General features: G+C 65.7%; 25 protein-coding genes and 1 pseudogene. 16 read left to right on the forward strand and 10 right to left on the reverse strand.

Annotated features, from left to right (window positions below):
- The 3 genes and pseudogenes from BLQ49_RS29300 to BLQ49_RS26805 all read right to left on the reverse strand — a co-directional run.
- Window positions 1-661: pseudogene (locus BLQ49_RS29300) on the reverse strand (S8 family peptidase); the annotation flags it as partial.
- Between the two features lie 12 nt (window positions 662-673).
- Window positions 674-1657: an AAA family ATPase gene (locus BLQ49_RS26800; RefSeq protein ID WP_091722151.1), complete on the reverse strand. Its 984-nt coding sequence runs from the start codon at window positions 1655-1657 to the stop codon at window positions 674-676.
- Between the two features lie 212 nt (window positions 1658-1869).
- On the reverse strand, window positions 1870-2673 hold the full coding sequence (locus BLQ49_RS26805) for a hypothetical protein (RefSeq protein ID WP_091722153.1): 804 nt from the start codon (window positions 2671-2673) through the stop codon (window positions 1870-1872).
- 395 nt (window positions 2674-3068) lie between these two features.
- Here BLQ49_RS26805 and BLQ49_RS26815 point away from each other — a divergent pair, with 395 nt between their 5' ends.
- From BLQ49_RS26815 to BLQ49_RS26850, 8 genes are all read left to right on the forward strand, one after another.
- Window positions 3069-3371: a hypothetical protein gene (locus BLQ49_RS26815; protein ID WP_091722158.1), complete on the forward strand. Its 303-nt coding sequence runs from the start codon at window positions 3069-3071 to the stop codon at window positions 3369-3371.
- Window positions 3372-3447: 76 nt separating this feature from the next.
- Entirely contained in the window at window positions 3448-4011 is a 564-nt protein-coding gene (locus tag BLQ49_RS26820; RefSeq protein ID WP_091722160.1) for a hypothetical protein, read from the forward strand.
- A 367-nt stretch (window positions 4012-4378) separates the two neighbouring features.
- A complete protein-coding gene (locus BLQ49_RS26825; protein WP_091722163.1) occupies window positions 4379-6586 on the forward strand; it encodes a hypothetical protein in 2208 nt (735 codons plus the stop codon).
- 94 nt (window positions 6587-6680) lie between these two features.
- Window positions 6681-6962, forward strand: a complete 282-nt coding sequence (locus BLQ49_RS26830; RefSeq protein WP_091722166.1) for a hypothetical protein — start codon at window positions 6681-6683, stop codon at window positions 6960-6962.
- A 103-nt stretch (window positions 6963-7065) separates the two neighbouring features.
- A complete protein-coding gene (locus BLQ49_RS26835) occupies window positions 7066-7296 on the forward strand; it encodes a helix-turn-helix domain-containing protein (protein ID WP_091722168.1) in 231 nt (76 codons plus the stop codon).
- Between the two features lie 93 nt (window positions 7297-7389).
- Window positions 7390-8250, forward strand: coding sequence for a hypothetical protein (locus BLQ49_RS26840; RefSeq protein ID WP_091722171.1), 861 nt, complete (start codon window positions 7390-7392; stop codon window positions 8248-8250).
- Window positions 8251-8293: 43 nt separating this feature from the next.
- Window positions 8294-8611 carry a hypothetical protein gene (locus BLQ49_RS26845; RefSeq protein WP_091722174.1) on the forward strand — a complete coding sequence of 106 codons (318 nt, stop codon included), beginning with the start codon at window positions 8294-8296 and terminating at the stop codon, window positions 8609-8611.
- Window positions 8608-9144, forward strand: a complete 537-nt coding sequence (locus tag BLQ49_RS26850) for a hypothetical protein (protein ID WP_091722176.1) — start codon at window positions 8608-8610, stop codon at window positions 9142-9144. Before BLQ49_RS26845 ends, BLQ49_RS26850 begins: the two co-directional genes overlap by 4 nt.
- A gap of 10 nt (window positions 9145-9154) precedes the next feature.
- Here the strand turns inward: BLQ49_RS26850 and BLQ49_RS26855 are convergent, their stop codons facing one another.
- Window positions 9155-9418 (reverse strand): hypothetical protein, encoded by a 264-nt coding sequence (locus BLQ49_RS26855; protein WP_091722178.1) that lies wholly within the window; start codon window positions 9416-9418, stop codon window positions 9155-9157.
- 346 nt (window positions 9419-9764) lie between these two features.
- Here BLQ49_RS26855 and BLQ49_RS26860 point away from each other — a divergent pair, with 346 nt between their 5' ends.
- The 3 genes from BLQ49_RS26860 to BLQ49_RS26870 are packed head-to-tail and all read left to right on the forward strand — an operon-like array spanning window position 9765 to window position 11822.
- Window positions 9765-10604, forward strand: a complete 840-nt coding sequence (locus tag BLQ49_RS26860; protein WP_091722180.1) for a helix-turn-helix domain-containing protein — start codon at window positions 9765-9767, stop codon at window positions 10602-10604.
- 4 nt (window positions 10605-10608) lie between these two features.
- Entirely contained in the window at window positions 10609-11562 is a 954-nt protein-coding gene (locus tag BLQ49_RS26865) for a nucleotidyltransferase domain-containing protein (protein ID WP_091722183.1), read from the forward strand.
- Between the two features lie 50 nt (window positions 11563-11612).
- On the forward strand, window positions 11613-11822 hold the full coding sequence (locus BLQ49_RS26870; RefSeq protein ID WP_091722185.1) for a hypothetical protein: 210 nt from the start codon (window positions 11613-11615) through the stop codon (window positions 11820-11822).
- Between the two features lie 456 nt (window positions 11823-12278).
- Here the strand turns inward: BLQ49_RS26870 and BLQ49_RS26875 are convergent, their stop codons facing one another.
- Complete coding sequence (locus BLQ49_RS26875) at window positions 12279-12464, reverse strand: hypothetical protein (RefSeq protein WP_091722188.1); 186 nt, start codon at window positions 12462-12464, stop codon at window positions 12279-12281.
- A 14-nt stretch (window positions 12465-12478) separates the two neighbouring features.
- Entirely contained in the window at window positions 12479-13855 is a 1377-nt protein-coding gene (locus BLQ49_RS26880) for an exodeoxyribonuclease VII large subunit (RefSeq protein ID WP_091722191.1), read from the reverse strand.
- A 431-nt stretch (window positions 13856-14286) separates the two neighbouring features.
- Here BLQ49_RS26880 and BLQ49_RS26885 point away from each other — a divergent pair, with 431 nt between their 5' ends.
- Both BLQ49_RS26885 and BLQ49_RS26890 read left to right on the forward strand, forming a co-directional pair.
- On the forward strand, window positions 14287-15666 hold the full coding sequence (locus BLQ49_RS26885) for a transposase (RefSeq protein ID WP_143012336.1): 1380 nt from the start codon (window positions 14287-14289) through the stop codon (window positions 15664-15666).
- 114 nt (window positions 15667-15780) lie between these two features.
- A complete protein-coding gene (locus BLQ49_RS26890; RefSeq protein ID WP_091722196.1) occupies window positions 15781-16308 on the forward strand; it encodes a hypothetical protein in 528 nt (175 codons plus the stop codon).
- A gap of 26 nt (window positions 16309-16334) precedes the next feature.
- On the opposite strand, the gene BLQ49_RS26895 is transcribed toward BLQ49_RS26890, so the two are convergent.
- Window positions 16335-16895, reverse strand: a complete 561-nt coding sequence (locus BLQ49_RS26895; protein ID WP_091722199.1) for a hypothetical protein — start codon at window positions 16893-16895, stop codon at window positions 16335-16337.
- 9 nt (window positions 16896-16904) lie between these two features.
- Window positions 16905-17096, reverse strand: a complete 192-nt coding sequence (locus tag BLQ49_RS26900) for a hypothetical protein (protein ID WP_091722201.1) — start codon at window positions 17094-17096, stop codon at window positions 16905-16907.
- A gap of 72 nt (window positions 17097-17168) precedes the next feature.
- Here BLQ49_RS26900 and BLQ49_RS26905 point away from each other — a divergent pair, with 72 nt between their 5' ends.
- The 3 genes from BLQ49_RS26905 (at window position 17169) to BLQ49_RS29305 (ending at window position 18287) form a co-directional block, all read left to right on the forward strand.
- A complete protein-coding gene (locus tag BLQ49_RS26905) occupies window positions 17169-17507 on the forward strand; it encodes a type II toxin-antitoxin system HicA family toxin (RefSeq protein WP_091722203.1) in 339 nt (112 codons plus the stop codon).
- Window positions 17504-17848: a type II toxin-antitoxin system HicB family antitoxin gene (locus BLQ49_RS26910; RefSeq protein WP_091722206.1), complete on the forward strand. Its 345-nt coding sequence runs from the start codon at window positions 17504-17506 to the stop codon at window positions 17846-17848. Before BLQ49_RS26905 ends, BLQ49_RS26910 begins: the two co-directional genes overlap by 4 nt.
- Window positions 17849-17915: 67 nt before the next feature.
- Window positions 17916-18287 (forward strand): hypothetical protein, encoded by a 372-nt coding sequence (locus BLQ49_RS29305; protein WP_143012337.1) that lies wholly within the window; start codon window positions 17916-17918, stop codon window positions 18285-18287.
- A gap of 421 nt (window positions 18288-18708) precedes the next feature.
- Here the strand turns inward: BLQ49_RS29305 and BLQ49_RS26915 are convergent, their stop codons facing one another.
- Entirely contained in the window at window positions 18709-21147 is a 2439-nt protein-coding gene (locus BLQ49_RS26915) for a hypothetical protein (protein WP_091722208.1), read from the reverse strand.
- An 8-nt stretch (window positions 21148-21155) separates the two neighbouring features.
- The gene (locus BLQ49_RS26920) at window positions 21156-22124 is read right to left on the reverse strand and encodes a hypothetical protein (RefSeq protein WP_143012338.1); all 969 of its coding nucleotides are present in this window, start codon (window positions 22122-22124) and stop codon (window positions 21156-21158) included.

A 22124-nucleotide genomic window follows, 5' to 3' on the forward strand; every position in this document is an offset into this window, starting at 1 on the left:
CGAGTGCCAGGATCACCATGCGTTCTGGGAAGCCCAGCGCGTGATCCTTCAGGGCAATCTCCAGTCGTCTTGCTGCTCGTTCGAAATTCGGCTTGCGGTCCCCTCGGATCCATACCTCCCACCAGATTTCCTCGTCATCCGCGGGAAAGGTGCCCAGGGCGTCCGTGAATAAGGCACGGACACCAGCGAGCCGGACGTCTTGAAGCGAAGCAACGAGCTTTTCGTTTTTTGGTCGACCGCCTTTGGTGTCTTCGTTCCGGTATTGCGTAACCTTCTGAACGAAGTGATCAGCGGCTCGCTCTGGAACGAACACTGTCGTCTGCACCACCTCAGTATCCTGCGTGATGGGTGCGACAGCGACAATCTCGATGCCCTTGGGGCGGTTCTCAAGTCCATCCAAGGCATCCCGGTGATCAACGGGTATGTCGAACTGGAGGTAGAAGCCCGGCTCTCCGTAACGACGAACGCCTTCCTGATCTGCACGCTGCTGTCGAGCTGCGGCTATCGCTTCCCCGATCGCGCATCCCAGCCTCGCGGCATGGGCGGCCCTGGCACGGGCAGGCGGCTTGCCCGTATGCGGTTGCCTCGGCGAGGTGAAATCCCGTTGCCGCCCTCCGCCCTCCAAATAGATGTGGGGACGGTCTCTATTCTGATCGGGCATGGAGTTGCAGGGTCAGAGGGAGGACGCCTTCCTCTCTGCAATCGCTGCGAGGAAGGCAGCCGTCGTTACACCCTCTAGGTTGTCTAGGACAGCCACCTTCGCGGTCTCATCTGCAACACGCGTGAGCTCGGCCTGTCCGAGCCCGTGTGCTTCTCCCAGGACGCGATCCCAATCGACTTTAGACGTATCGAAAGTTGCAAGCCGGTTCCTAAGTATACCGTATGCGATGTCGCTGCTTGGTGCGTCGTAAATAATCACATCATCGAACCGTCGCGACAGAGCTTTGTCAAGAAGCTCTGGATGGTTCGTCGCAGCAATAATAAGGCTCTGGCCGTCGTCGTTCTCGATGAACTGTAGGAAGGAGTTTAGTACTCGACGGATCTCGCCCACATCGTTCGGACCAGCGCGTTGGGTGCCAATCGCGTCGAATTCGTCGAAGAAGTAGACGCCGCGCTGGCTGGCGATCGCATCGAACACAAGGCGCAGGCGAGATGCTGTTTCGCCCATCAGCTTGCCGATGAGCCCGTCGTACCGAACCGTGAAGAGGGGCAGCTTGAGTTCGCCGGCCAGAGCCGCCGCGGTCATAGTCTTACCTGAGCCCGGAGGTCCTACCAGGAGGAGCTTGCGTCGCGGCGCGAGGCCTCGGCTTCTCAGCTTCTCCTGCTGCCGTTGCTCTTGGACGACCCGCTTCAGACGGGCCCGGAGATCTGGGGTCAGCACCATGCTGGAAAGCAGGATGTCTGAGTAGCGGGCATGCAGCAGGTCCGCGAGTTCACCCTTTGGCTGAGCCATGGGCACAGGCCCGGCCCCGCGCCGGGCGACCTTCAGCCCTTTGCTGCGCGTGGCATCAATGATTTCTCGCAACTCAAGCGCGAGTTTGCCGTGCCCCTGACGAGCCTCATGGGCTGCCAGTTGCGTCGCCACGGAGAGGAAGTGCTCCTGATCTCCGTCCAGATTGCTGCGCAGGAGCGCAACGATATGGCGTGCGGTGCTCATGTCATCGTTCGCGAGCAAAAAACCTTATGCCACAAATTCTTATGTGGTGCAGCAACCCCAGGTTCACACGAGCGGCCTATCGTCACCAGTGCTACGGAACACCGCTCCGGCAAATTCGAGCGAACTGGTGAGTCGTCGCTTAACCCTGCTGCCGTTTTCGTAGTGTCAGCGCCGCGGCCATGTTGGGCTGAGCGACCTCGGTGAGGAAGATTTTAGGCGTCACCGGCCGAGCCATGGTTCTCCGATGGCGTCTCAGGCGCGAAGGCACCGAAGGCTGGGATGGCGGGGTCGTCGAAGCACATTCGGACCACCCGCTCGCCGATTGTGTAGACTTTGAACAGCGGGACGGTATGGCCGGCATCCGCCCATTCACTCTCCAGAGCCTCGGCAAACCAAGTGCTTCCTGGGACAGTAGCCGCCATACCCGCCCGGTGTAGATCGTTCGCTGGCGCAAGCCAGGATGAGAGCTGCATTGACGCATAAACCAGTGTTGTGAGCCTGAGAGGGTGGGCGAGTTGATCGCCTGATGCCTCGATCTCTGCCGCGGTCAGGAGGTCCTTTTCCAGCCGGTACACGGTCTGGAGCAGATGCAGGCTCGGCTCGGTAAGGACGTCGAGGGCCCGGGCGATCTCGAGCCGCTCAGCTGATGGCAAATCGGATGACCCGAGTTCTACGACGGCACGAGCCAGGGCGTCGGCCATGCGCGGGTTTGTCTCCGTCAGCATGCGTCGGATCGCGGCGTGCGCCGAGAGTTGGTAGATTTCGTCGGCCGCGAGCCGCTCGCGTGTTCCGGCCTCCAGGCGGTCGATACGCTCGCCGATGCCGTCCAGCAGGCGATCGGTCAGGCGCGCATTGGCGAAGTCGATGCCGAGCTGACCGAGATCGAACACGAGGGCGGCCCACGGGATGCTGCTCAACGCCGCCTTAGCGCTCAGCACCCCGACCTTCTGTAGCAACTGCGGCCCGGCGCGCATCGGCTCTCGGGACGGGTCCGGCAAAGCGACATCGCCGCTCATCCTTCTGAGCCGCTACGCACTCGGAACCGGATCCCAGCCCCGCCGCCGTTCTCAGGGATGAACTCAAGGCCCGCGGCTTCGAAGGCCGTGATCAGAGCGCGCATGTTTGCGCCCATCATCCGGGCCGTCTCGGGCTTAGCTTCGAAGGCCTCGATCGTTGGAGCGGGGACCCGCGATGCCTCGAACAGGTCCGTTTGACGCCACCCAAGCATGGCTCGTGCAGCTCGACACAACCTGGGCGTTAGGCGGATCGGTTGTTCAGGCATCAGGTTGGGATCTCCAACCCGCAGGGTACCCAAGCGCCGCAAGAATTTCAATGGCTGAGCCATAGGGCTATTGACAGACCCGCTAGCTAGCCTCATCCTATGGTTATTCCATAGGTTGATGGTTCAGCCATGACAATTCAGCGCCGCATCTCCTGGAACGCTGCCCTTCGCGATATGCGGAGCGACCGCGCCTCCGTCGTCCCGGGCCTCGTCTCGGCTCGGTCGCTGATCCAGGCACTGGCTCGTCACCGTCGCACCCGTTTCGTCGCTCCGACCGGTGCGTTCGACCGGGCTGCCATCATGGCCGCCGCCATCGAGGCAGCAAAGGCTCACCAGGAGCGCACCGGCGCCGCCTGGGCCGCCAGCATGTCGGTCGGCCTGACCGCCGCCTGGCAGGCTGCCCGCGCCGCCCGCCTCGCCCTCTCACACTGATCTGACACGCGCCGCCACGGCGCACCCCTTCGCCACCGCCGACCCGCCGCCACGAGCCCTCACCGGAGCCCGAACGATGACGCACGCCCGCATCCCCGATTTCAGCATCCTGCCTGCCACCCTGGCGGTCTCGACACGCATCCTATCGAGCGATCCGGTCCTGGAGGCGATCGACGCGCACGCCGAGGCCTGGGCCGTGTTCCAGATCGCCGACGCCGGCCGACCCTCAGAGGCCACGGAGGACGCCATGAGCGTCGCGCTCGAGGATCTGCTCGCCACCCCGTGCAGCTCGCACTTCGGCGCGCTAGCGCTAATCCGACACCTGCGCTGGCTCATCCGCGAGGAGGCGATCACCGCGGACGCCGACGATGTGCTGGGCCGCCTCGTCCTGGTCCGCGAGGCCGACCTGTCCCGGTTTGCCGGGTCGGATCTGCCACCCGACCTGCTGCCGGTCGCGTCGCCGCTCGGTCGCTTCGCCCCGCCTGTCGTACCCGGTCTGCCGCCTGCCCTGACCGCACCGCAGGGTGATCCCATCCTGCGCCGGGTGCTCCGCGCCTCCGGCCTCGCCGGCGAGATCTTCGCGACCATCGCCATCATCGGCGGCGGTGCCGTCCTCACGGGCCTCGCGACCCTGCTCTGACCCGCCGACGCGGCGGGCCACCCCGTCGCGCCTCTGTCCCCTGATCCTGCGATCCCCTGATCCCCGGAGGCCGCCCGTGTCTTCTCGCAAGTCTTCGTCCGTCCCGAACCATCGTCCGCAGAAGCAGAGCCTCAAGCAGCGTGCCGCTCAATCCCGCGACGCCGCCGATCGCTTCATCAAGCCGGCGGCCGGTCAGGTTACCGATCAACCTCACCGCGCATCCCTACCGGAAGGTTCTGCTGCGGATCGCCGTGAGCCTGCCTTTCCGGCCGGCGGCACGGCCTCGCACGATGCCGGACGAGGCCAATCCGCCGATCCCGGCCGCGCTGATGCGGCCTGCGGGCGTGCGCCTCACCGGGAGCACGACATGGGCCGACACGAGACCTTCGAGAACGCTGCGCCGTTCGCTGATGAACTGCTGGCGGGTACCATCCTCGGACGACCGCTGCTGCAGGACACGACCTTTGGTGCAGTGGCCCCTGGCGATGATCCTGTGCACGGCCTGATCGCGGAACACCGAGCCGCCTTCGCCGAATGGGATCGGCTGTCGGCTGTCTGGAACGAGATGGTGCCGAGTGACCCGGGCTACGCTGAAGCCATGGCCGCCTCGAACGAGCCGGGCAAGCGAGAGGCTGTCGCGTTCGATGCCCTGTTCTCCGCGCGGCCAACCTCCTTAGCAGGTGCGACGGCACTGGCATCGTACCTCGTCGAGATCGTCGAACGCACCCGCATCGACGCCCATCCTGGAAACGGCGAGCGGGCGCTCGGCACGATCGCGGCAGCGCTCCGCGGCCTCGAACCATCCCGCGTGGCGCTCGCCGACGTCGGCCTCACCAGCGAGATCTCGGAGGACGTGTTCGCGGCGATCGAAGATCACCGGGACATCATGGTGACGACGGCCGACCCCTCCGAGAATGATGAGGAGTTCGACCGTGAAGCCGCGATGCAGAACGCGGCCGAGCGCGCGGTGGCCCATGCGCCGGTGCGGTCGCTCGCCGACCTGCGCGCGAAGCTGACGTACCTCCTGCCCATCATCGCACCCGACATGCTGGACCGGACCCACATCCAGCACCTCGAAGCGATCCGGGCCGACATGGACCGGCTGTGTCGCGAGCGGTCCCGTCCGGCCGACAACCACGAGGACGCCGAACTGCTGCGGCTCGGCGAACAGCTGGATCGGGCTCATGCCCGGTGGCGCGTCGCGGTCTGGCAGTATCGGGAGCCAGAGGCGCGCCTAAAGCAGGCCCTGGAGGCAGCGCGGGCCCGGGGCGGGCCGACCCCTGGCCAGCTTGAGGCCGCCTGGAACCTGCCCGGTGTGGAGGAGGCGCACACGAACGAGGAGCGCGCGTTCGGCGATCTGGACCCGATCTGCGAGGCGATCTGGCGGCTGCCGGCCAGCACGCCCGCGGGGCTCGCCGTGAAGGCCAGGGCAGCTCTGGCCCATGTCTGGCCGCGCGGCGACTTCGAGGCCGCTGCCGCGGACGGCGACGAGGAGACGCTGACTGAGAAGTCCGCGCGCCGCCTGATTGAGGCGTGCTGCACGCTGGCCGGTGTGGATTGGCGCGGTGATCCGATCGCGCCCCCTCTGCCGGATCCGATCTTCCCTGCCATCGAGCGGCATCTCGCGGCCCGGGCCGCCTGCCTCGGCCTCGACGATGGTAGGGACAAGGAGGGTTACGAAGCCGCGCACGACCGGCGCATCGCCGCGCTCGACGCGGTCGAGGGTACCCGCCCAACCACGGTCGCCGGCCTTCTAGCCCTCGCCCGCCACATGCAGACCTACCTAACCGGCAACGGCGAGCCGCCGGAGCATAGCTTCTCGGACAAAGAGCATGCCTTCGCGGGTCTGATCCAAGCCTGCCTCGGCCTGCACGCGGCCCGCTACCCTGGCATGGATCGGGACTGGGCGGCGACCGCAGCCTACCACCCTGGGTTTCTTCCGGTGCCGCAGCATCAGCCAGCGGCTCTGATGGCGCTTGAATACGCCATACCGCAGGAGGCTGCCCGGCTTCTGGCCCTGGCTGAAGCCGAGTTCGAGCGACGCCGTGAGGCCTACGTCGGGTTTCACGACCCGGCCGTCTGGCCGAAAGTCGCGGCCGACCTGCGCCGCGACATGCGGATGGACGCTCTGGCCGCCGCCGCTGCGCCCGCGATGAGCGGGGGCGTGGCAGCGGGGTCTGATCAGCGCGCCACACCGGACCTCGTCGGCATACTGGACCTCGAGTCCGCCACGATGGACGAGCTGCAGACCATTCAGGACTTAGCGGAGCACGTCGGCGCGGTGGCCTACGCTTATGCCTGGGGACCCTGCTGCCATCGACGCGAACATCCCCTTGGGGCCTCCGACTACAACGAGGTCGGCAAGCTGATGCACTGGCTCGGGGACGCCCTGACCGATGTCGAGAGCGCAGTCGACCGAGAGGTCGCGGGCCGGGTAGCGGGCGACAGAAGCGGCCGCGAGACGCGCCTGTCGATGCGGGCCGTGCCGATCATCGACAATGGCGACCCCGATGCCATCGAGGCGTTCGCCCGCGAGCTGCTCGACCACGCCGCCGCCGAGCGCGAGGGGCGCTGATCGCGCTCCCTCATCACCCCTTCGTAGCCGTGCGTACCGCCCCGGCCGGATCCTGCCGGGAGACTATTGGTCCAACCCAGTTCCGAGACCCATCATGAGCAAGATCGTCCCCTTCCCGGGCCCTCGTGAGATACCCACTGCCCAGCCGATCCCGCGCGAGGAGTTCGAGCGGCTGGCGGAACTCGCCCTCGATATCGTCGACCGGATCGTCGCCATTCTGGACGATGGGGACGGCGATCCCGACCGCGAGGACGGGGGTGATGCCGAGCCAAGCCTCGGCGCTCCCGAGAACCACCACGGCAGCCAAGTCGTCTGGTTGCGCGGCTCCGACCGCGATCTGGAGATCGGCAGTCAGGAACCGGACGCATGCGTCTGATCCTGCTCGTGTTTGCGGGCGGCGCGGCCAAACGCTTTGCATTTGCGGTGAATAACTAGTGTTGCGGGTTGACGGCGATTGTTGGCAGATCGAGCCTGCTCCAATGCTCACTGCTGCGCAGGCTCGTGCCGCTCGCGCTCTGCTTGACTGGTCACAGACCCAGTTCGCGGCGGCTTCGCACCTGGGGCTGTCCACGATCCGCGATTTTGAGAAGGGCCGGCGCATGCCGGGCCACAACAACCTCGCCGGCATGGTCCGGGCGCTTGAGCAAGCCGGCGTGATCCTGCTGGCAGACGAGGGCAACGGCCGGGGCGAGGGCGTCAGGCGGCGGTAGACGAGATCGGCCCAGGCGACCGGGCGATCTCGCACTCGGAACATTCTGGCAACGCAGCGAGGCCTCAGGCCCGCCCGAACGGGAAGCTCAGCGATGCGCACGGAGAAGAAGATCGAAACCCAGGTCCGGAAGGAGCGCGAGGAGGCCGGTAAGGTCAGCGACCGCGATGCACGCGAGTTCGCCAACGAGGTCTTCTCGGCCCTGAATGAGATGGCGGCGCATGAGGCGGTGCAGGGGCATTCGGCTTCAGAGGCAGAGCGCTTGGCCGCCGTGTTCACTTTCCTGCGAACGCTGACGCTTGAGTATATGCGGCAGGTTCGGAACTATCCCGAGACCGTGGGGGCCGAACAGGAACGCATGCGGGTCGCCATGGAAGCCTTCATCATGCTGCGCGACGTCGCCCGTCCGCGGCGGCACCCGGTACACAAGTTCTTCCGCGGTGCCGGCCAGCGCCTCCAGCCCCGTCAGCCGACGTCACGTGAGATGGGACGAGACTGCATCCTGTTTGCAGCCATCGGCGCGCTGGTGGCCGCCGGCGCTCAGCAGGAGATGAGGCCCGCGGCGGCGATCCGGCTGCTCAAGGGCCGACCCGGCATCAACAAGCACATACAGCAGAGCGAGGAGGCGCTCGCGAAGGCCCTTTCTCGTAAGGAGATCGAACCCGAGTACGCGGATGATATCGCGGATTACCGGGCAATGATGTCCTGGGCCGGAGATCTCAGCACTGAGGGCATTCTCGCTTGGGCCGAGATGGCGCTCAATTCGAGGGAAAACCCTCTTGATCGTGCGGCAGCGACGACCATCAAGCAGCTCGGCATGGTCCGACATGCCTCCGACGGGAGTGCCGTCCTGATGCGACCGCGCCCCCCGCGGGTCCCGGCGCTCCCGAGCCAGCGCACGATATCCGCGATACCTGCTGCTCAGACCGCAGGCGCAAAGAGGTTGCCCTCGTGAGCTGCAGGCGAGCCGCTGCGACCCCCCATATTCAGGCGCTCTGATGCCGACCGCTCTTCCGATCCGATCGCAGCATGCTGCTGCCGTCGAGCACCTGTCCTGGCCAGACACCGCTCGGTTTCTGATCCTGCTGGTACGGGTACGATGGCTCAACCGGCGCCTGGAGGTGGCGCACGCTCGCGTCGAGCGCTACGGCCTCGACGACGCCGGCCCTGCCCTGCTGCTGACGGCGAGGCGTTGGCTTGATGCCCATGAGGCAATGGGCGCGTTGCTCAGAACGCCGGAGTTGCCGGAGGTCGGGGAACTGAGGGCGATGATGCGTCCGCCGATCGGTCAGACCGTCGAGGATCGTACCTTGTGACGCCTGCAGCATTCCTCGACGAGGTCGCGCATCCGAACATGGTCGCGGCGCTGACCGACCCCGACGATATGCGGGCGATCGTCAACGCGATCCTGAGCCTCGACACGTTGGCTGGTATCCTCCACGCCGCCGGGGCCGACGCGGGCGACCATCGCATGGCGGGCCTCGCCACCGACGACGTGTTCCGGGACATGCTGGCAGGCGTCTCGGACAGCTACCGGGTTCTGCGCGACGCGGCAGCCTCGCTCAAGCACGGCGCGCTCAAGCACAAGAAGGCGCGTCTGGTACGGCGCGCCGCGGCCTTCCAGACGCGCCTTAACGGGTTCGGCCTCATGCAGTGCGGCGATCGGCTCGGCATGAATGTCGTGGTTATCGAGACCGATCCAGGTCCTGGCTTCGTGCGGGCGAGCGATATTGTCGCCGACAGCTACCGGATGCTCGCGCGGCTCGTGCATGGGAAGCTCGCGGGGATCGACGAGCACGACCGCGGCGCATTCTACCTGACCGGGCCGGAAAAGGTTTCGGACGGTTAAGGCCGGCAGGCTACGGCGCGGTTGGATAGGCCGACATGGCGGCGGCAGCCAGCACGGTCCGGAACGCCTTCTCCTGCGGCCCTGAGCGATCGACTGCCCCGAACGCGGGCGTAGCGTTCACGAGCGCCGGGATGTCGATGCTGTATCCGCTGGCGAAGCGATAGGGACCGGCCTCCGGATCCCGCAGATAGAGATCGATCGCAGCGACGATCTCCTGGCTGGTGACGATGCCCGCCTTACGCAGGTCCGCGAGGGTCGAAGGTCCGGCTAGCATGTCGCGCTGATCATCTCCCGCCGTTGACTTAGCCGTGCGCTCCGGCCGACATGCCATGTCCGGCTACTCATCGCCTCGCGCGAGTCGCTGGCCGGGATACCACCAGGAGCACCGACCGCCGCAGTAGGACCCTGAAAAGCCAACGGGCCCCCCGTCGCCAAACGAGGAGCCCGTCGAAATCGAGAAGGCCTGTGAGGCCCCTATCCACCCCTCACAAGCCATGAGACGCCCCCGGGCGTCAAGCGGGAACGCCAATTCCCGCAACGATATCGGCTTGTCTTGAACGGAGCGCACAGCCTGCGCCGCCGATTGTCCCCCTGTGGCCCTTTGGAAAGGGCCGAGACACGTGTTCGCAGATGAAATCCGCCGCGCGATCGAGGCGGCCGACCGAATCACCCTGCCATCCGTGACGGCGCTGCTGTGGCGCGCCTTTGGGGAAGGGCGGGTCTCGGAAGCCGAAGCCGAGGTGCTGTCAGGGCTGATCGAGGCGCGCACGGATGCGCCTGCCCTGCGTCGGATGCCGCACGGTGCATGCGCACCGACACCGGCTTCTGGTGCCGAGGCCCATACCGAGCGGCCTACCCCTCAGGACACCCGGAGCCGCGCCAGCAGGCCGACTGTCGGCTCGCGTCCGCGCACCGATGCCTCGATGGAACGCCGACGCCGCTGGGCTGCATCGGGGCGACTCCCGCCGGGACTGGCCGCCCGGTTCACGCTGGCCGAGCAGGCGGTGCTTGCCCTGGTGGCGGCCGAGACGGCCGGCAGGAAGGACTGCCGGCTGTCGATCGAGAATATGGCCGCGGTGGCGGGTGTGTGCCGCTCGACCGTGAAGAACGCGATCCGCGAGGCGCGCCAGCTCGGGCTCCTGACCGTCGAGGAGCGCCAGATCACCGGCTTTCGCAACGACACGAACGTGCTCCGGATCATCTCAGCCGAATGGCTGGCCTGGATCCGGCTGGCGCGGCGCGGCGACCCGGTTCCTAACCGGAGAGCGCAGGCTGCACCCTCCCTGTCTCAGGAGGGAGGGGTCAAAAGCGTAACCAGCACGCCTACTAAAGTTCTAGTTCTGTCAGAATCGGGGAAAACGGCACCGAAGAAAGGCTGCCGAGGGGCAGCGGGCGACTTCAGCCAAAGCGCTCGCGCCGGAATCCGTGCGGGTCGTGGTGCGGACCGAGCTATGAGGTGAGGGCATGCCGCCGGACGACAAACCGAACGCGCCGATGACGCCCCGGGAGTACGTCGAGCAGCTCGTGCTGCCGACGCTGCACGAGTTCTTGTGCGCCCGTGACGATCGTCGGCGCGCTTACCTCGCGTGCCTCGTGGTCTGCCACGTCGCCGATTCCCTCGGATTGGCCGAGGCTGCGCGCGAGCCAGGATTCGCGGAACTATCGACGAGCGCGCGCAAGCGGAAAACCGATGCTGCGACCAAAACCGCGCAGAGCGTAGCGCTGGAGCGATGTGGATCGACCTTCACGTTGGTGCAGGACATGGCCAACGGGACCAAGCATCCAGCCCGACTGCCGCTGCTGCCAGGCTGCGAAGTACGGGTGCCGCCATTCTCGTTCGGTATAGCGGGGCCAGGCTTTGGCTTGGGTCGTATCGGGACCCCTGGTCTCGCCGTCCGTATCGACGATAAGCGGGCGCTGCTGGATGCGTGCGTGCAGCAGGTGCTCGCCGCGTTCATGTGCGCCTACCCGCAGCACCTCGGCGGAATCGCGCTGGCGTTCATGGATCCCGGACTGCCGGTCCTGGGCCTCGATATGCGGCTGGAGTGGCTGCTCAACATCTCCACGTGGGCTGGTGGCAGGATTGAACTCGCCGAGGTGTGGCTGTTCGGCAGCCGAGCGGACGGCACGTCGCACCCGGACAGCGACGTGGATCTCGGCGTCGTGCTGGCAGCCCCTAATGCGAGCGAGCCCGGCGCGCCGTGTCGCGATTGGGCACACGAAAGCTGGCTGGCTTCTCAAGGGGTGTGGCTTGGGCAGCTCCGGCCTGGTGTGGGCGGTCGCCTGCGGGTGGAGGTGTTCAGCCGGCCGGATGAACCGCGCGGCGGTGCAGAAGCCGCGGCGCGCTCGTCTGCAATCTTGCTGTGGACGAGGGCGTACATGACGGACGCCAAGCTGACATCCTTGTCGACGCGGTAACCACGCTGACCCTACCTGCCGCGTCCCGGACGCGAGAGGCTGGAGCTGGCATGGGTGACGATGTGGCGGCACTGCTCCTCGCCCTGGCCACCGAGAATGCCGAGCTGCGGCAGCAACTCGCCACCGCCCAAGACATGCTGATGGAGACCGCGATCGACGCCGGGCAGCTGCACGCTCGTATCGAGGTGGTGCAGGACGAGCGAGATGCGTGGCGAGCCGAGGCCGAACGTCTGGGCGCTCGGAACCTACGGACAGGCTGATACGGCGACACGCCGGTCTGCAGCTGCTACAGCGTCGGCTCTTCCCGTCAGCGCGCCCGAGGCGTTCACGACACCACACGGCGCGCGGCGGGTAAGCACGCGATGACAGGCGCATCCGGGCCAGTTCCCCGGGGCTCGCCCGTGAAGCCTCGGCCGGGCTGTTGCGTGAGGGTTGGCGCGGTGCGGCGGGACTGGAGACCGCGGTGCGCTGGCCCACGGCCAACAAATCCGTTCTTGCTCTTGGGGTTTGTCCGCGTGCTCACGCGAATGGCCGCTGTATGCACATCGCCGGTTTGCATACAGCGGCCGAGCTGGCCTTAGGGCTGAACTCAGTCAGCTCGACTGAGGTTGATGAAGTGGCCGGATCGAGGAAGCTACTGGGCCTGGGTCGATCCGCGAAAGCCGCTGCTTCAACCGCAAGCACCCGGCAGCGGGCCACAATTGAGGTGGGCGGCGTCAGCCGCGCGCCCGTCGTATCCCGGCAATGCGCTGCGCCAGGACGCTCCGGATCTCCCGCACCTCGGCCATGTCAGCTTCGAGGCTATCGAAGTGCGCGAGGCCACCCTGGCGGATGCGCCTTGTCAGCTCCTCGATCCGCCGCAGGGCGTCGAGGAACGGGATCGGCTGTGTGTCGGAGGTCATGATGGTGGTGTCCTTCAGTTCTGGGTTGCGAGGGTGACGTGTTCGACCTGGACGGTTGCAGCCCCGTCCGGGAGCAGGATCGTGAGGCGGGTGCCCGGCCGCAGCGATGCGGCGGCGGTGACGAAGGCTGGCCCATCTGGGGTAGCCTCGAACATCACCGGGCAGGCTTCAGTGGCTGTGGCCGGATCGGCTTGGAGGGGTACCGGGCTTGGCACCGCGGGCGCCTCTGGCGCCCGTCCGACCGGCGAGAGCGCGGCGACCGTGCCCATCAGGCCGGTTTCCACGCCACGTCCGATCTCGGCGAGGCGGCTCTCGGCCTCGAGGAGGCAGAGATCCACCGCGGCGTCGAACTCGCGGGCCGCCCGGGCGAGCGCACATCGGGCCGGGACCTCGACCTGCTCCTCGATCGCGGCGTCGAGTTCCGCGAGCGCGGCCTCGGCTCTTGTCGCGGACGCCTCCAAGAGGTCGCGCACCAGAACCGCGGCGGCGGTGGGCGTGGCGGCCGAGCGGCACGCGATGGCGTCCAGGGCGGTTTCCGGCGTCCCCGCGTGCCCGAGGCCCGTCACGAGGTTCGTGAGGCGCGTGGCTGCTCGGGCGACCCCCACTGCGTCGAGGGGTGCGAAAGCCGCTGGCGGCCCTCCTCCACGCACCACAAGGGTGATCGAATGAGCGTCGTATACAGCGCTCGCCGCTTCGGCCCCGGCGAAAGCCTCGATCAGGGAGCGTTCCGCGGACGGTCCCTCGAAGATCGCCGGCACGAACGTGATGATCAACGCGCCGGTGTTAACGAACGGCGAGAGCGCGCGTTGGACATCACCGAACGCCTCGCCGCGGTCCGAAGCGATCAGCATCACGCGGCGCAGGTCCTGCGGTTCTCGCCAGGTCGTGGGCCCGTGCCGTAGGCCTTCGAGCCGCATCTGCCGGAGCGTGTCCTCGCGCTGGAGGATCGCGGTGATTGGCTCGGCTGCGACGTCCAGGACCTCGATCACGTCGGCCTGGATCCGTGGGCCGCGGCCGAAGCCGTAGCGCAGGCCAGTCCGGATCCGGAGCACCACGTCCCGGTTGAGAAGGGCGTCGGCCGACGTCGCGGTCCCGGTCCGGAGGCGTACCTTCAGCCGGAGCGGATCGCCCGCCGTGGCGTGCGGGTCCCCGAGGGTCAGGAAGGCGTCGCCGCGCTCACCCGGCTCCATGCCGACCACGCAGGCGCGGATCACGCGCTCCAGGCGCGTAGCCGCCCGCAGGGATGCGAACAGCCCTTGCAGGTCGTCCACCCGCTCCTCACCTCCGGCCGCCTCCGGCCGTGGAGGTGGTCGCCCCGGCGGCGCGGCTGCCGGGCTGGAACGCCCTTCGCGCCACAGCGGTGCGTAGGGCTGGAACACGTGGTGTCTCATCGGAGGTCTCGGTGCTTCAGGGGTTCGAGGAGGGTTCGTTACGAGGCTGTGGAGCTGTGAGGCTGGTTCTGTTTGGGGCTGCCGGCCGAGCCGTTCGGGCTCGTCGTCGCCGTCCTCACGTCCTTCCCGGGGTTTTCCTGTGCCCGGTACTCGTCTGCCTGCTGTCCCTGTCGGTGCGGCCGTCGGGCCGCGCGATGCCCCTGATCCGATCTCCTGCCCGTCACTCGCCCTGATCGAACATCTCTCCCGTCGTACCCGGCGTGTCAGGGTGAATGCTTCGAATGATCTCGACTCTCGTTACCCATCCCGGATGGCTGTTGGGCAAAAGTGGTTGGCAACGCCCCCGGCTCTCAGGGAATTGGCCCCGCGGTAAGGCCTCACCAACCAGCTAATTGAGAGGGTTTTCGCGCAGCAAGTCCTTGGAGCCGCGCGTGAAACGGAATTGGTGGTTCGGCGAAGACATGTACGGCCTTCAGCCGATCGGGGTGCCGAAGCGGGAAATCATCCCGCGGCGGGGGCCGCAGCCCACCAAGCCGGTCGATCCGAACAAGCGGCGCAACGGCTACGTCATCGACTGCAAGATCACCCTGCCGGACGACGAGATCGAGTGGCGCGGCCTGGATCAGGGCTCGGATCCGCTGACCTGCCCGAACCACAGGTTCATCAAGCACGGGGCGGTGCCGCTGTACGTCGCCGATAAGCCCTACGAGCGCGAGCCGACCCGCCTGAGGATCATGCGGATCAAAAAGCGCTGCCCGGACTGCAAGGCGATGATCGTCCAGGCGGTGCCGAGCGTCGATGAGGATCTCGCGGTCACGAAGCGTCTGCGCCGCGACATCCTCCACACGGCCACGAAGCACTCCAACGTGCAGGCCGCCAACATGCTGGGGCTGGATCGCAAGAAACTCACGAAGGTGTTCGATGCGTCGGCAGCCGTGACGTTGCCCTTCCGAACTACCCGGCTGCCGGAGGTCATCTGCATCGACGAGACGAGGCTCGACGGCAAGCTCCGGTTCATCTGCTACGACCCGGTGGCAGGAGCTGTCATCGACGTCCTGGAGGATCACCTCAAGCCGACGGTCGAAACCTTTTTCAAGGGCATTACCAACCGGCACGAGGTGCGGACGGTGGTCTGCGACATGCACTCGTCGTACATCAGGCTCGTCGAAGAACTGTTCGACCGGGACAAGACGATCATCGTCGTAGACCGCTTCCACATCGTGAAGCCGATCAACCGCGCCATGAGCCAGGCCCGGGGACGGGTGATCTCCGCCCTACGCAGAGAGAAGGGCGGACAGCCGGAGGTCATGAAGATCCGGGACGTGGACGATCTCCTCATGCAGCGGCGGGGACCCCTGCCGGACCTGAGAAAGGAGGAGAAACTCAAGCGGATCTGGGCGATCAGGCTGACAGGAGACCTGCTGACGCCTCGAAGGTCGGTCCCGACGCATGTCTTCGACGGCGAGTACCTCCGTGAGGCCTATCGGTTCAAGGAGGACCTCCAAGAGCTCTACGAGTACGACAGCGAGAAGCTTGCACGCTCAGGCATGCACGCCCTTCTCAAGGAGGTCATCAAGGATGAGCGGCTCAGGGGCGACTTCGCCAACGTTGTGAAGATGCTAGCGCGCCACCGGCGCTACATCCTCAATTTCTACAGGGACAAGCGGACCAACGGCTTCGCTGAGGGCATGCACAAGTGCCTCAAGCAGATGTCGGCGGCGCAAGGCGGCCTGCCATTCGAGGACATCCGCGTGAAGGCGCGACTGCGCTACGGCGATCACATCGGTCGTGGGACCCTGAAGGCCTACTGACGAGGGTGGTGGTATCTCCCCGAAATGCCGTCGTACCCCTCAGGATCTCTGGCTCGGCAGTCTGGTGCAGGGTGAACCCAGCCGGCATGATGCGGCATAGATAGGGGGGGCGCTGTGTATCGAGCGCGCGAGTACTATGATCTCATCGTCCGCCCGACGGTTGAGGAATTTTTCGCCCAGCACGATGACCCGCGTCGCGGCATGTTGGCCTGCATGGCACTGCTGCACACAGTCGATCACGTGTTTCAGAACCGGATCGCGGACGGAAAGAAGGCCGAGCGGGAGATCACCCGGTTCAACGACACCAAGAGCCACCTCGGGCAGGGTGGCGTTCCCGGTACAGGCACATTTGGCTATGCCACCGTTCAAGCCTTCGCCAATGCCTCCAAGCACGCGCGGCTGACACGGGCGAAGCTCAACCCCGGCTTCGGATCGAAGGATTATGAGATCGTTGCGCCGGGCTTCGTCGGCGAACTGGAATGCGATGCGAGCTACCTCGGCGACGAGGTCGGCGGTGTCACGGTCCTCTGGGACCAGTTCAGCGCCATCAATCTGAGGAACGCCATTGAACACACGATGGGCGTGCTGGAGGCCACATTCCATGAGCTGACCGATCCTCCGGAGAAGGCCGCCGAGGCGTAGCGGCTGGCCAATTGCGGATGCCGCACTTACCCCTGCCCCGCTTCCATGAGCACAGGTGCCGTGCCGAGCCGACGTGCCTCCTCTTCGTCCCGCGCCCGCTGGGCCTCGGCGTCCTGGAGGCGGATCAAGGTTCCGACCGAGGTTCGCAGGAGGATCGGCACCCGCGGAAGTACCGCCGCCAGCGGACGCCACCAGATCACGATCCAGACCGTCGCCTCGGCGTCTTGGCCGGGCTCGACCACCCACATAACCTCGAACAACCGGCTCTTTCCGGCCCCGATCGGCAACAACCGTTTGGGATGAACGTCCCGGCCGACATCCTCGGTGAGCGCGAGCCGGGGGATGCCACGGCCGTGGAACACGACAGTTCGGATCCCGATCGTGCGCCTGCTGGGGTTGTGAACGCGCAGATGCGGAGGCGTATCGATCTCCGCCATACCGAGCGGGAAGCCAGCGCTCAGGGTGATGTGCGGCTCGACCCACGGGCGCGAGCGGACGGCGCGATCCCATAGGGTGAACGCGGCGGTGCCAATTCCGGCGAGGCCGCCCCAGAACTTGACCGCCTCGGTCCAGGTGCCATCCGCCATCGTAGTTCCTCAGCGAGCTTTCCGTGCCCGGTTGACCTCTTCCCCCGCCACGGCCTCGACGGCGGCAATCACGTTCTCCAGCTCCGCGACCTGACGGAGGGCGCTGCTAGCCGGCATTCCGTCGTGCTCGGCCATCGCGAGGATCAGATCGCGCTGGTGCGCCTTCAGGCGTTCGAGGAGGGCGTTGAGATTGGCGGACATGAGTGACCCTCAGCACACTGCCGCAAGCAATTTTTGCTTGCAACTATTTCGGAGCAAGCGCATTATGCTTGCATGAACAACCGACACCGTAAGACGCTGAAGAAGGTGTTCACCGATCCGGTGTCGGGAACGATCGAATGGGCGGCCGTCGAGGCGATGCTGGTCGCTGCGGGCTGCGTAGTAATTGAAGGCGAAGGGTCGCGGGTGCGGTTTTCCTATGTCGCGGAAGGAGAGGAAGACCGCATCGCCACGTTTCACCGCCCGCATCCGGCAAAGGAGGCAAAGCGGTATCAGATCAAGGATGCGCGAGATTTTCTGACGCAGATCGGATTGGCCCCTGCTGAGGCTTCCGATGAGGCAGAGGACGACACCGACAAGGAAGCAGGCACGAGCGAGGAGACGGTTCGATGAGCAACGTATTGAGGCACAGAGGGTACGCCGCGCGCGTCGAGTTCGATGCCGAGGATCACATCTTCTTCGGCTCAATCGCCGGCATTGGGGACAAGGTCGGGTTCCACGCTGACACGGTGAGCGATCTGGAAGCTGCGTTCAGAGAGGCCGTGGACGATTATGTCGATACCTGCGCCAAGGTCGGCAAAGATCCGCAGCGTCCGTTTTCTGGGAGCTTGCAATTTCGGGTCACTCCGGAACTGCACGCCAACGTGGCCATCGCGGCGGAACTGTCGGGGAAGAGCCTCAATCAGTGGGGCGAGGAGGTACTTCGAAGAGCAGCCGAGCCGGTGGCTGCCTGATCACATCGAATGCGCCCCGTGATGATTACGGCGACCGGTAGTGCTGGATCGGAGGCAGTGTAGGGCGATGCTCGATCTTCGGTTTGAGGACGGGCATTTCGTCCTGCTGATCCAAGGCCCTCAGGGCGCACAAGCTCGCCTACGGCTTGACCAGCCGTCTGTCGAACGGTTCTGCGTTGCCTGTATCTCACTACTGGAGAAACACGGCTCGCCTCATCCTGAGCAGTCAGGTCGCCCAGAAATGTTGCTTGACTATATGGTTGAGACATTGGCGACCGGCGTAGATGGAGACGGTAACAACCTGATTGAGGCTGAGTTCGGAAACTTGCGACCCCTTCGTTTGCGCTTCGGGGACGACCTTGCACGGCTGATCGTGCAGTCGTTCTCGGAGACGCTGGCAGCACCGGCAGACACGCGCACGGCCAACAAACCGAACTGACGCTGTCGCTCGCTCTCGCCGACTGGCGCGTGTTCGCCTATTCTGGTCGCCATGCGCTCCGCCCTCGCCGCCGTGATTGTCGTTACCGCGATAGGGACAGCTCAGGCGGCTGACGATGTGCCGATCCCGTCGCATGATGTTGATCGTGCCTGTGCAGGTCTCGGAGACCGAGCGCTCGCCGCAGCTTGCGTGCGCGACGAGCAACATCGGTATGATTATATCAAGATAGTTTGGGGTCGGCTTTCGGCGTTGCGGCAGAAAGATTGCGTTGAGTTTGCCAGAAATCAGGGGTCAGAAGATCACGCATATTACAGCTATCTCGCTAAATTTGTGACCTCGCAGCTTCAATTGCAGTTACAGGATGAAGGGGCCACGCTCCCGCCTCCAAAGTTTCATCGATAGCGCGCCCGATTGATAATGATCACGCGAATGCCCTCTGCGCATTCTCAAGGTGCAACTGACCCATTTGCGTTCCAGTATCCTTGAAGGCTTTAGCGTGAGCCTCCGGGCCTCGGCTGTCTTTAATATCAACGTTATAGTTGTTTGTTTGATTGAGCACTTTCGAGGTGCTGCTAGAGCTATTCGTGACTGATCCAGTCGCTAAAGGCGAAGCCGGACGCGTCAATGCGTTTACGTCGAAGCCGCCGGGATCCATCCGGAGCACCGGCCGCGGGGTCGGTGCCGTTAGCGCCCTAGTGATCGTCCTATCAGAGTCGGTCTGGGCTTTCATTCGCTCTATGGCAGCGCGCGCCATCTCGGCACGATGCACCTCGAAATGACCGTTGTCGTTGCTGCGGAAGCTGTTGCCGGAGCGCAGGCCCCACTTCGCCGCAAGCGCATCCTCCACGTCGAGCGGGAGGGTGCGGCCGCCCGCTCGGACACCACGGCCGACTTGGTTCACGTCGATCGCCCGCCCGACCGGGTGGTAGCTCGCGTTGCCGGGCCGCTCGTTGTTGCCGCCGCTGTGCGGCCCGATGACGCCGCCGGCCTTCTCGTAGTCGTCAATAAAGCCCTGGAAGTTCGCCGCGAACTCTGCGGCGACTTGGAACGTCCGCCCGCTGCTGGCGCGCACGGTCGCGAGGCCGGTCCGCAGCCGCGGTGTGCCGGCCGGCGCGGGCGCGTCGCTCGACGTGGCGCTGAAGCCGGGGATCCAGCCCTCCTTGCGCTGCTGTGCGTCGAGGAAGCGCCCGCGCTGCTCCGGAGTTAGGCTCGACAGTGGCGCATCCACGCCGACGCCAGCGGCTCGCGCAACCTGCGCAGCATATCCCGTGGGGTCGTTCCCATCACCGGCCGGCGCATACTTGGCGATCGCATCCTTGATCGACAGGCGCTTATACCGTGGGTCATCGAACAACAGGCTCTCCTGCGCCTTGCGTCCAGCATCGTAAGACGGGAAGCGCGCAAACCCCTTGTCATCGACACCTACCGCGCCGTGTGCGCGGGCGAAGGGTCCGTCTTTCAAGTTGCCGGGATTGTTGTTGCGCCACGACCGTGAGCCGTCACCGGCCGCCGGCGCATCCCTCCCTCCCAAAGCCTTCGGCAAGATCTTCTGCAACATGGAGCGCTCATCCGGCGGCACAGCTCCGACAGACGATGCCTGCGCATTGAGCCCACCGCCCCCCGTGCTGGCCTCTGCCGTGCCGACCGCCGAAGAGAGCAGGCGCAGGGGCCAGTTCGCGAGCGGATTGTCGATCGTCAGGAGCTTGAGCACCTTCCATAGGTTCGAGTTTGCCAGCTTCTCGGACAGATCCAGCAGACGTTGGGCAGCGTTGCCGATGTCGGTGAAGCCCTGCTTCCACTCGTCGAAGGCCTTCTGCTTCTCCTTGTCCTGAAGGGTCCCAGCCATGCCCTCCACGAACTCGGTGATCTTCTGACCGACCCACTCGACCTTCTGAGCGATCCATTCCAGGAACTCGCCGATTTCCTTCTGATGCGATTGGATCCAGTCCCGCAGGTCGTCGATCCACTTTGACAGGCGCGGCGCTGCCGAGGTCAGGAGCTTCGTGAACGCCACCTCGACCGTGGCCGACAAGGACCCAAGGCCCTGCATCAGGCGGGCGCTGGCCTTGGCTGCCTCCTCCTCGTCAAGGTGGAAGTCCTTCGCCGCCTTGGCGCGCTCCGCGTAGAAGTGCCGGACCTGATCCCCGTACCGCGCGAGGAGATTGAACGTCTCCTCGGGGATGCCGAGCATCTCGGCCTGCTGCGAGCCGACCTGATACCCCTCCTTCTTCAGGGTATCGATGACATCGAGGAGCTGTAGCGCCTTGTCCTTGGTGGTGTCGACGCCGAGGTCCTTCACGAAGCCAGCCAAGCCCTCGTTAGTCCGCGTGCTGCGGGCGAAGCTCTCGAGTGCCGACATGGCTTGGCCGACGCTGCCGCCGACCTGCGAGAAGGCGTAGCCCAAGCCCTTGATGCTCTGGACCGACGCGCCGGTGCGGCCCGCGACGTAGTTGAGCTGCGCCAGTCCCGTGATCGCACCACCGATGGCGCTACCGATCTTCTGACCGGCCGCGATGGTCGCATCCACGAACAGGTTGAGTTTCGTGATCGCAAGGGCGATGGCCTCGGCGCTCTCCTTAGCCTCCTTCTGCTTGGCCGCAGCGACCTTCCGGGCCGCTTCCTCGGTCTCCTTGGCCGCCCTGAGGGCCTCGCGCGCCGCCCGCAGATCGTCCCGAGCCATCTGCTCGTCGGTCTGCTGCGTGGTCGCCGCCGCGGCGCGCCGGGCCGCCTCGACGCGCTTCTCCGCCTCGCGGACCGTCTTCTCGTAGTCCGCAACGCTCCGCTCGACCTTCTTTTGTCCTGCCTCGTCGTTCTTCCAGCCGAGGGACACGAAGAGCGATTTGAGGATATCGTCAGCCATGGCCGATCCTAGTTCGCCGGAGCATTGGGGTAGTTGGGCGTGATGCCCCGGGCAGCCATCGCCGCGGAGATGCGGTTCTGGCTCAGTCGAGTGCCGATGAACGACGTGAGGAAGTCGCCCCCACGCGTGTCGCCGCTGTGCCCGACATAGTAAATTTTGTAGTTACCGTCGGCGTCGAGCTTCTGGATCTGCGCGTTTGCTGGGGCGGCCGTGTATCCAGGGCTGATCGCAGCTCGCTGAATAGCGGCATCGTCGATCTTGACCACGCTCGTCGGCACGATCTGCGGGTTGAGCAGGGCGCGTCCCTCGATGCCCTGGATGGTCTGCTCGGCCAGCCCGATCAGGCCGGTGTTGCGGTTCAAGGTGATAATGCCCTTGCCCGGATGCGGCGTGTCGTTCGGGACGATCTGCTGGGTGCCGTTCTGGATGGACCAGCTCGCCTTGGCTGCCTGACACACCTGGCGCATCAGCTCGTGCGCCGGCCCTGAGAAGGCGAAGCTCCGAGAGAATTTCACGTCCGGTGCCAGTGGGCAGATGTAGCCGGTCTTCACCCCCATCGCCTCAAAGGCCTTGATGGCGAGGTTGGCGCGGTCACGCAGGGTGTGCCCGGACGAGAGTGAACTGGACAGCACCGCATAGTTCCGCGGCCGGCCCATGTCGGTGGCGAGGATGTGCAGGACCCGATCCGTCACGTTCTCCATGATGACCCGGGCCTGCCGGATCTGGCCCTTGAACAGCAGACCAAAGTTGCCGGCGAAGCCCGCGTTCAGCGTGACGCTCTTGTTCTCGTACAGGGCCGGCTGCACCCGGCTCGGCGCGGGGTTGGTGATGAACAGGTTCAGGACGTTCGGCGTGCTCAGATCCTTCTGGGTCACCTCGAACCGGATGCGCAGGCCGGGCCCACCCTCGCCATTGCTGGGCTCGGGCACGGTGCCGTCGTATTGGAACGTCGGTCCCCCGCTGATCTCGGCCTTCAC

The sequence above is a fragment of the Methylobacterium phyllostachyos genome, assembly GCF_900103445.1.
GTDB classification, from domain to species: domain Bacteria; phylum Pseudomonadota; class Alphaproteobacteria; order Rhizobiales; family Beijerinckiaceae; genus Methylobacterium; species Methylobacterium phyllostachyos.